This is a genomic window from Micromonospora globispora, from assembly GCF_003857015.1.
Lineage (GTDB): Bacteria > Actinomycetota > Actinomycetes > Mycobacteriales > Micromonosporaceae > Micromonospora > Micromonospora globispora.
Genome location: NZ_QGGF01000114.1, coordinates 1 through 6,916 on the forward strand (window position 1 = coordinate 1; position 6,916 = coordinate 6,916).

Below are 6,916 nucleotides of genomic sequence, written 5' to 3' on the forward strand. Positions count from 1 at the left end.
GTCCGGGTGGGCCAGCTCGCGGGCGAGCCCCCGGAGTGGGCGGGCCGGGTACGCGAGCGCGCCGAGCTGGCCGGGCGCTCCACGGTCTGGGTGAGCGACGAACGCGCGCCGCTCGGCGCGATCCTGCTGGAGGATCCGGTACGCGCCGACGCCCGGCGGACCGTGCGGCGACTCCGGGAGGCCGGGCTGAACCGCCTCGTCATGGTCACCGGGGACCGGCCGCGTACCGCCGAGCAGGTCGCCCAGGCGGTCGGCGTGGACGACGTGCTGGCCCAGTGCTCACCGCAGGAGAAGGTCGCCCGGGTCAAGGAGGAGTCCGGCCGCGCGGTGACGGTGATGGTCGGCGACGGGGTCAACGACGCGCCGGCGCTCGCCGAGGCGCACGTCGGGGTGGCGATGGGCGCCACCGGGGCGACCGCCTCGGCCGACGTGGCGGACGCGGTGCTCACCGTGGACCGGCTGGACCGGCTCGCCGACGCCGTGGAGATCGCCCGGTACGCCCGCCGGATCGCGGTGCAGAGCGCCACCGTCGGGATGGGGCTGGCGGTGATCGCCATGGTCGTCGCCGCCGCCGGCGGGCTGCCCCCGGTCGCCGGTGCCTTCCTGCAGGAGGGCATCGACGTGGTGGTGATCCTCAACGCGCTGCGGGCCCTCGGCGGCGGGCTGCGCGGCCCGGACGTCCCGCCGGCCACCCGGGAGCTGCTGGACCGGTACGCCGGCGAGCACGGCGGTGTCCGGGAGGTGCTGACCCGGCTGCGCGACGCCGCCGACCTGGTGGCGACGCACCCGGACGCGCCGGAGTGCGTGCCGGCGCTGCGGGAGGTGCACCGCCGGCTGACCGACGAGGTGCTGCCGCACGAGGCCGCCGAGGAACGGCAGCTCTATCCGGCGCTGGCCGGGCCGCTGGGCAGCGACGAGGCGACCTCGACGATGAGCCGGGGACATGTGGAGATCAAGCGGCTGGTGGACCGGATCGGCGGCCACCTGGCCCAGAACACCGACGGGCGGCTGCGCCCGGACGAGATCCCCGACCTGCTTGCCGCGCTGTACGGGCTGGACGCCGTGATGCGGCTGCACCTGGCTCAGGAGGAGGAGGACTACTTCTCGCTCAGCCCTGCCGAGGGCCGACCGGGCGACGGCGGCTGACGGCGCGGCGTGACCAGGAGGGGATGCTGGTCAGAGCGGTCAGCGTTCCCGGACCACCGCCACCGGGCAGTGGGCGTGGTGGATCAGCTGCTGGCTGACCGAGCCGAGCACCATTCCCCGCAGCCCGCCCCGGCCGCGGCTGCCGACCACCACGAGCTGCGCCTCCCGGCTCGCCTCCACCAGCGCGGGGGCCGGGTTGCCGGGGTTCACCCGGACCTCGATCGGCACGTCCGGGAAGGTCTCCCGCCACTGGGCCAGTTCGTCCTCCACGGCCGCCCGCTCGGTGGCGGTCGCCTCCTCCGGGTCGAAGCGGGCACTCCGCTCACCGGGCGGCTCCCAGACCCGGATGACCCGCAGTGGCACGTCCCGCTGGGCGGCGCGTTCGACCGCGAAGCCGAGGGCCCGCAGGGAGGACTCGGAGCCGTCCACGCCGACCACCACCGGGCCGGAGGTGGCGGCCTGCCCGTCGCGGACCACCACCACCGGGCAGTGGGCGTGGGCGGCCACCGACACCGCGGTGGAGCCGGCGAGCAGACCGGCGAACCCGCCGTGTCCGCGGCTGCCGAGCACCAGCATCCCGGCGTCGGCCGAGCGTTCCTGGAGCACCAGGGCGGGCGGGCCGTCGAAGACCTCGCCGTGCACGGTGAGGCCGGGCCGCTCGGCGGCGGCGTCCTCCGCCGCCTTGTGGACCAGCTCCTCCACCTGCCGGCGGGCACGCTCGTCCGGCCAGATGCCGGGCGCCACGCCCGGGCCGACCCAGCCGGCCACCGTCAGCCACTCGAAGACGTACGCCAGGCGGACCGGCCGGCCGGAGCGGCCCGCCTCGTCCATCGCCCAGTCCAGGGCGACCGTGGCGTCGGCGGAGCCGTCGTAGCCGACCAGGATCTCGTCGCCGCTCATGCCTGCCCCCGCAGCTCGGGTTCGGTCTCCCGGATCCAGCGCCACTCGGCGACCCGGGGGTCGTCCTCGCCGTACCGGCGGGTGTAGTCGCGGCAGGACTGCCGGGCGTCGACCATCTCCTGCCGCAGGTGGGCGGCGCGCGAGGCGAGCCCGGGCACCCGGTCGATGACGTCGATGACCAGGTGGAACCGGTCCAGGTCGTTGAGCATCACCATGTCGAACGGTGTGGTGGTGGTGCCCTCCTCCTTGTAGCCGCGTACGTGCAGGTTGTCGTGGTTGGTCCGGCGGTAGGTGAGCCGGTGGATCAGCCACGGGTAGCCGTGGTAGGCGAAGATGATCGGCTTGTCGCGGGTGAAGATGGTGTCGAACTCGTTGTCCGGCAGGCCGTGCGGGTGCTCCGAGGGCGGCTGCAGCCGCATCAGGTCGACCACGTTGACCACCCGCACCTTCAGCCCGGGCAGGTGCTGGCGGAGCAGGTCGGCCGCGGCCAGGGTCTCCAGCGTGGGGACGTCGCCGGCGCAGGCGAGCACCACGTCCGGTTCGCTGCCCTCGTCGGTGCTGGCCCAGTCCCAGATGCCAAGGCCGCGCCGGCAGTGCTGGATCGCCTCGTCCATGGTCAGCCAGTTCGGCGCCGGCTGCTTCCCGGCCACCACCACGTTGATGTAGTGCCGGCTGCGCAGGCAGTGGTCCATGGTGGAGAGCAGGGTGTTGGCGTCCGGTGGCAGGTAGACCCGCACCACTTCCGCCTTCTTGTTGACCACGTGGTCGATGAAGCCCGGGTCCTGGTGCGAGAAGCCGTTGTGATCCTGCCGCCACACGTGGCTGGAGAGCAGGTAGTTCAGCGAGGCCAGCGGCTGCCTCCACTGGATGGCCCGGGTCACCTTCAGCCACTTGGCGTGCTGGTTGACCATCGAGTCGACGATGTGGATGAACGCCTCATAGCTGGTGAAGATGCCGTGCCGGCCGGTGAGCAGGTAGCCCTCCAGCCAGCCCTGGCAGAGGTGCTCGGAGAGCACCTCCATTACCCGGCCGTCGGGGGAGAGGTGGTCGTCGCCGGGGACGGTTCTGGCCACGAACGCCCGGTCGGTGACCTCGAACGCGGCGCCGAGCCGGTTGGAGGCGACCTCGTCGGGGCCGAAGAGGCGGAAGGTCTGCGGGTTGGCGCTGATCACGTCGCGGACCCACGGGCCCAACAGGCCGGTGGCGCCGGCCATTGGCTCACCGGGCTGCTTCACGTCGAGCGCGTAGTTCCTGAAGTCGGGCAGCTCCAGGTCGCGCAGCACCTGGCCGCCGTTGGTGACCGGGTTGGCGCTCATCCGCCGGTCCCCCTTCGGGGACAGCGAGGCCAACTCGGGGACCGGGGCGCCGGTGGCGTCGAAGAGCTCCTCCGGCCGGTAGCTGCGCAGCCAGCGCTCCAACTCGGCGAGGGCCTCCGGGTTCTTCCGCACCCCGTCGATGGGCACTTGGTGGGAGCGGAAGGTTCCCTCGACCTGCTTGCCGTGGACCTCCTTCGGGCCGGTCCAGCCCTTCGGCGTACGGAGGATGATCATCGGCCAGCGGGGGCGCCGATTGTCCCCGCCGGAGCGGGCCCGGCGCTGGATCTCGGCGATCTCGTCGACCGCGCGGTCCAGTGTGGCGGCGAGGCTCTGGTGCACCCGGGTCGGGTCGTCGCCAGAGACCACGTACGGTTGATAGCCGTAGCCGCGCATCAGACCGAGCAGGTCGTCTTCGGGGATCCGTTCCAGCACCGTCGGGCTGGCGATCTTGTACCCGTTGAGGTGGAGGATGGGCAGCACCGCGCCGTCGCGGGCCGGGTTGAGGAAGACATTGGACAGCCAGCTGCCGGCGAGCGGGCCGGTCTCCGCCTCGCCGTCACCGATCACGCAGGCGACGAGCAGGTCGGGGTTGTCGAACGCCGCGCCGTACGCGTGGCTCAGGGCGTACCCCAGCTCGCCGCCCTCGTGGATCGAACCCGGCACCTCCGCCGCGACGTGGCTGGGGATGCCACCGGGGAAGGAGAACTGGCGGAACAGCCGGGCCATCCCCGTCTCGTCCCGGCTCACTGAGTGGTAGAGCTCGCTGTAGGTGCCCTCCAGCCAGGTGTTGGCCACCAGCGCCGGCCCGCCGTGTCCGGGACCGGTGATGTACATGGCGGACAGGTCCCGGTCGACGATGACCCGGTTGAGGTGGGCGTAGATCAGGTTCAACCCCGGACTGGTACCCCAGTGGCCGAGCAGCCGCGGCTTGACGTGTTCGGGCTTCAGCGGTTCCCGCAGCAGCGGGTTCTCCAGCAGGTAGATCTGGCCGACGGTGAGGTAGTTCGCCGCCCGCCAGTAGGCGTCAAGCCTGCCCAGCTCGTCGTCGGTCAGTGGGCCGTGCACGTCGAGAGCGGTGTCCATGCTGCAATAGCCTCTCGCGGGTCGGGGACTTCTGCATCCCGAAGGCGGAAAGCCGCCCGGGCCCCTTCAGCTTCGCCCGCCCGTCCGGACTTGATCAGGGTCGTTGGTCCCGGGCCGTGAGGGCGTGCTGCCCCTCGGGCGCGCGGACGGTGAGCCCGCGAACCACGATCGCCGGGGCCGGCGAGTGGTAGAGCAGGGTCTGACTGACCGCACCGAGCATGCCCCGCCACGCCTCGTCCCCACGGGCGGCGACCAGCACGACCTGCGCCGAGCGGGACTGTTCCAGCAGGACGGTGCCGGGGTCGCCGCGGAGGGTGTGGCACTCCGTCGGCACCGAGGGCTGACCCTCGGCGTACCGGGCCACCGCCCGGTTGAGGACGTCCTCGCTGTCGTCGCGTCGGTTCGGCTCGACGACCCGTACCGCGAGCAGTCGGGCGCCACGGCGGGCGGCGCACTCGAAGGCGAAGCACAGTGCCGTCTCGGAACTCGCCGAACCGTCCACACCGACCAGCACCGGACCCTGGGGCGGTGGCTCGGCGCGACCGACCAGCACCGGGCAGCCGGCGCGGGCGGCGAGCTGCACGGCGGGCGCGTCGGTCGGTACGCAGCCCGGGCAGCCGGCCATCCCGCCGTCACCGACCGCGACCATGAACGCCGTTTCCGAGGCGCGGATCAGCGCCGCCACCGGGGAGCCCTCGACGATCTCGCCGCTGACCGGTACGGCGGGCGCCACCTCGCCGGCGACCTTCCCGGCCCGCTCGAGGAGGCTCTCCGCGGCGGCCCGCGGACCCCCGATCGACGGTGCCTCCAACGCCGCCGCCCAGTTGAACGCGTGCAACAGGTGCAGCGGACGGCCGTGCGCGGCGGCCTCGCCGGCGGCCAGCCGGACGACCTGGAGATCCTCGTCCGACGATCCGATGCCGGCGACCACGGCCCCGTGAGCGGTTACGGCCATCCCGCCTCACCTCCCGGCGCCGGGTAGGGCACGACCACGCTGTCCTCACCCACGGTAGTCCGGGCGGTGCCGGTCGGGGGCCGGATCGGCGACCCCGGCGGCCCCGGTCGCAGGGGTGCGGCCGGGTCAGCGGAACTGGAGGCGGTTGACCGTGTCGAAGAGCCGGGCGCCGAGTAGCCGGCGGGTGTGCACCATGGCCCAGGCGGCGGCGGTGACGAGGTAGCGGGTGCGCGGCCGGCGGGCGGTGACCGCCCGCTCGATCACCCGGGCCACCGTCTCCGGCCGCGCCGCGAGGAGCCTGCTGCCGTACGAGCGGGCCATCACCGCGTCCACCGCGGCGACCATCTGCCGGTACGGCCCGGCCGGCCGGGCGCCGGCGCCGAGCGACTCGCTCGCGACCGCGCCGAAGCCGGTGCGGATCAGCCCCGGCTCGACGATCGCCACGTCGACACCGAACGGCCGGACCTCCTGGCGCAGCGCGTCGGAGATCGCCTCCACCGCGTACTTGCTGGCGTGGTAGTAGCCGCCGCCGGGGAAGACGAGCCGGCCGCCCATCGAGCTGACGTTGACGATGCGGCCCCGGCCGGCCCGACGCATCCCGGGCAGTACGAGCTGGGTGAGTCGGCTGAGCCCGAACACGTTCGTCTCGAACTGCGCTCGGACCCGGTCCATCGGGGTTTCCTCGATCGGGCCGTACTCGCCGTGGCCGGCGTTGTTGATCAGCACGTCGACCTGGCCGTGCTCGGCCTCGATCGCGGCGACGGCGGCCCGCATGGACGCCTCGTCGGTGACGTCGAGGGGGAGCAGCCGGGCGCCGGCGTCGGCCAGGTCGGCGATCGCCTCCACCTTGCGGGCGGTGGCGTAGACGGTCAGCTCGGGGCGGCGGGCGAGGCGCCGCACGGTGGCCCGGCCGATGCCGGAGGAGGTGCCGGTGATCAGGACGGTGGTCATGACGAGAACGTCAGATCGTCAAGCGTGTCGCCGGTCACCGTTCCGCCGGGTGGCCGATCGGCGTGATCCGGGAGGGGGTCAGCTGGACGGGGTGCACGCGGGCGACGACGGCGGTGGCGTTGTCCCGCCCGCCGGCCGCCAGGGACGCGGCCAGGAGGGCCTGGGCCGCCTCGGTCGGGCCGCCGTCGGCCAGCGCCGTCCGCAGTCGGTCGTAGTCCACCTGGTCGGCGATCCCGTCGGTGCAGAGCAGGTACACGTCGCCGGGGCGCGGGGTCACCGCGATCAGGTCCGGCTCCGGCTGGTCCGGATGGCCCACGTACCGGGTGAGGTGGTAGCGGGCACGGGCGGCGGCCGGGGAGTCCGCGACGTACCAGCCGTGCAGCACGCCCAGCCAGGCCGCGGTGTGGTCGACGGTCAGCAGTTCGAGCAGGCCGTCGCGGAGCCGGTAGGCGCGGGAGTCGCCGAGCTGCACGATCCAGGCCAGGTCGCCGTCCGGCTCGACCAGCAGGGCGGTGAGCGTGCAGCCGGTCAACTCGCCGAGCCGGGCGCCGACGTCGCGTACCTC

The 6,916-nt window shown here is 73.6% G+C and carries 6 protein-coding genes; 1 reads left to right on the forward strand and 5 read right to left on the reverse strand.

The features are described from left to right. Positions 1 to 1,146 (forward strand): heavy metal translocating P-type ATPase (locus DKL51_RS04155; protein WP_124811741.1); only part of this gene is annotated, 1,146 nt, incomplete at its 5' end. Between the two features lie 39 nt (positions 1,147 to 1,185). Here DKL51_RS04155 and DKL51_RS04160 read toward each other — a convergent pair. From DKL51_RS04160 to DKL51_RS04180, 5 genes are all read right to left on the reverse strand, one after another. Next, positions 1,186 to 2,046: a universal stress protein gene (locus DKL51_RS04160; protein ID WP_124811742.1), complete on the reverse strand. Its 861-nt coding sequence runs from the start codon at positions 2,044 to 2,046 to the stop codon at positions 1,186 to 1,188. Next, complete coding sequence (locus DKL51_RS04165; protein WP_124811743.1) at positions 2,043 to 4,445, reverse strand: phosphoketolase family protein; 2,403 nt, start codon at positions 4,443 to 4,445, stop codon at positions 2,043 to 2,045. The genes DKL51_RS04160 and DKL51_RS04165 overlap by 4 nt, the downstream gene beginning before the upstream one ends. A 94-nt stretch (positions 4,446 to 4,539) precedes the next feature. Beyond that, on the reverse strand, positions 4,540 to 5,400 hold the full coding sequence (locus tag DKL51_RS04170) for a universal stress protein (protein ID WP_124811744.1): 861 nt from the start codon (positions 5,398 to 5,400) through the stop codon (positions 4,540 to 4,542). A 126-nt stretch (positions 5,401 to 5,526) separates the two neighbouring features. Beyond that, positions 5,527 to 6,351, reverse strand: coding sequence for an oxidoreductase (locus tag DKL51_RS04175; RefSeq protein WP_124811745.1), 825 nt, complete (start codon positions 6,349 to 6,351; stop codon positions 5,527 to 5,529). Positions 6,352 to 6,385: 34 nt separating this feature from the next. Then, a partial coding sequence (locus DKL51_RS04180; RefSeq protein WP_148097720.1) for a PP2C family protein-serine/threonine phosphatase occupies positions 6,386 to 6,916 on the reverse strand: 531 nt, incomplete at its 5' end.

Excerpts from the sequence above, each read along its gene's own strand:
- DKL51_RS04160 (WP_124811742.1), bottom strand. The coding sequence starts at position 2,046 with ATGAGCGGCGACGAGATCCTGGTCGGCTACGACGGCTCCGCCGACGCC.
- DKL51_RS04165 (WP_124811743.1), bottom strand. The coding sequence starts at position 4,445 with ATGGACACCGCTCTCGACGTGCACGGCCCACTGACCGACGACGAGCTG.
- DKL51_RS04170 (WP_124811744.1), bottom strand. The coding sequence starts at position 5,400 with ATGGCCGTAACCGCTCACGGGGCCGTGGTCGCCGGCATCGGATCGTCG.
- DKL51_RS04175 (WP_124811745.1), bottom strand. The coding sequence starts at position 6,351 with ATGACCACCGTCCTGATCACCGGCACCTCCTCCGGCATCGGCCGGGCC.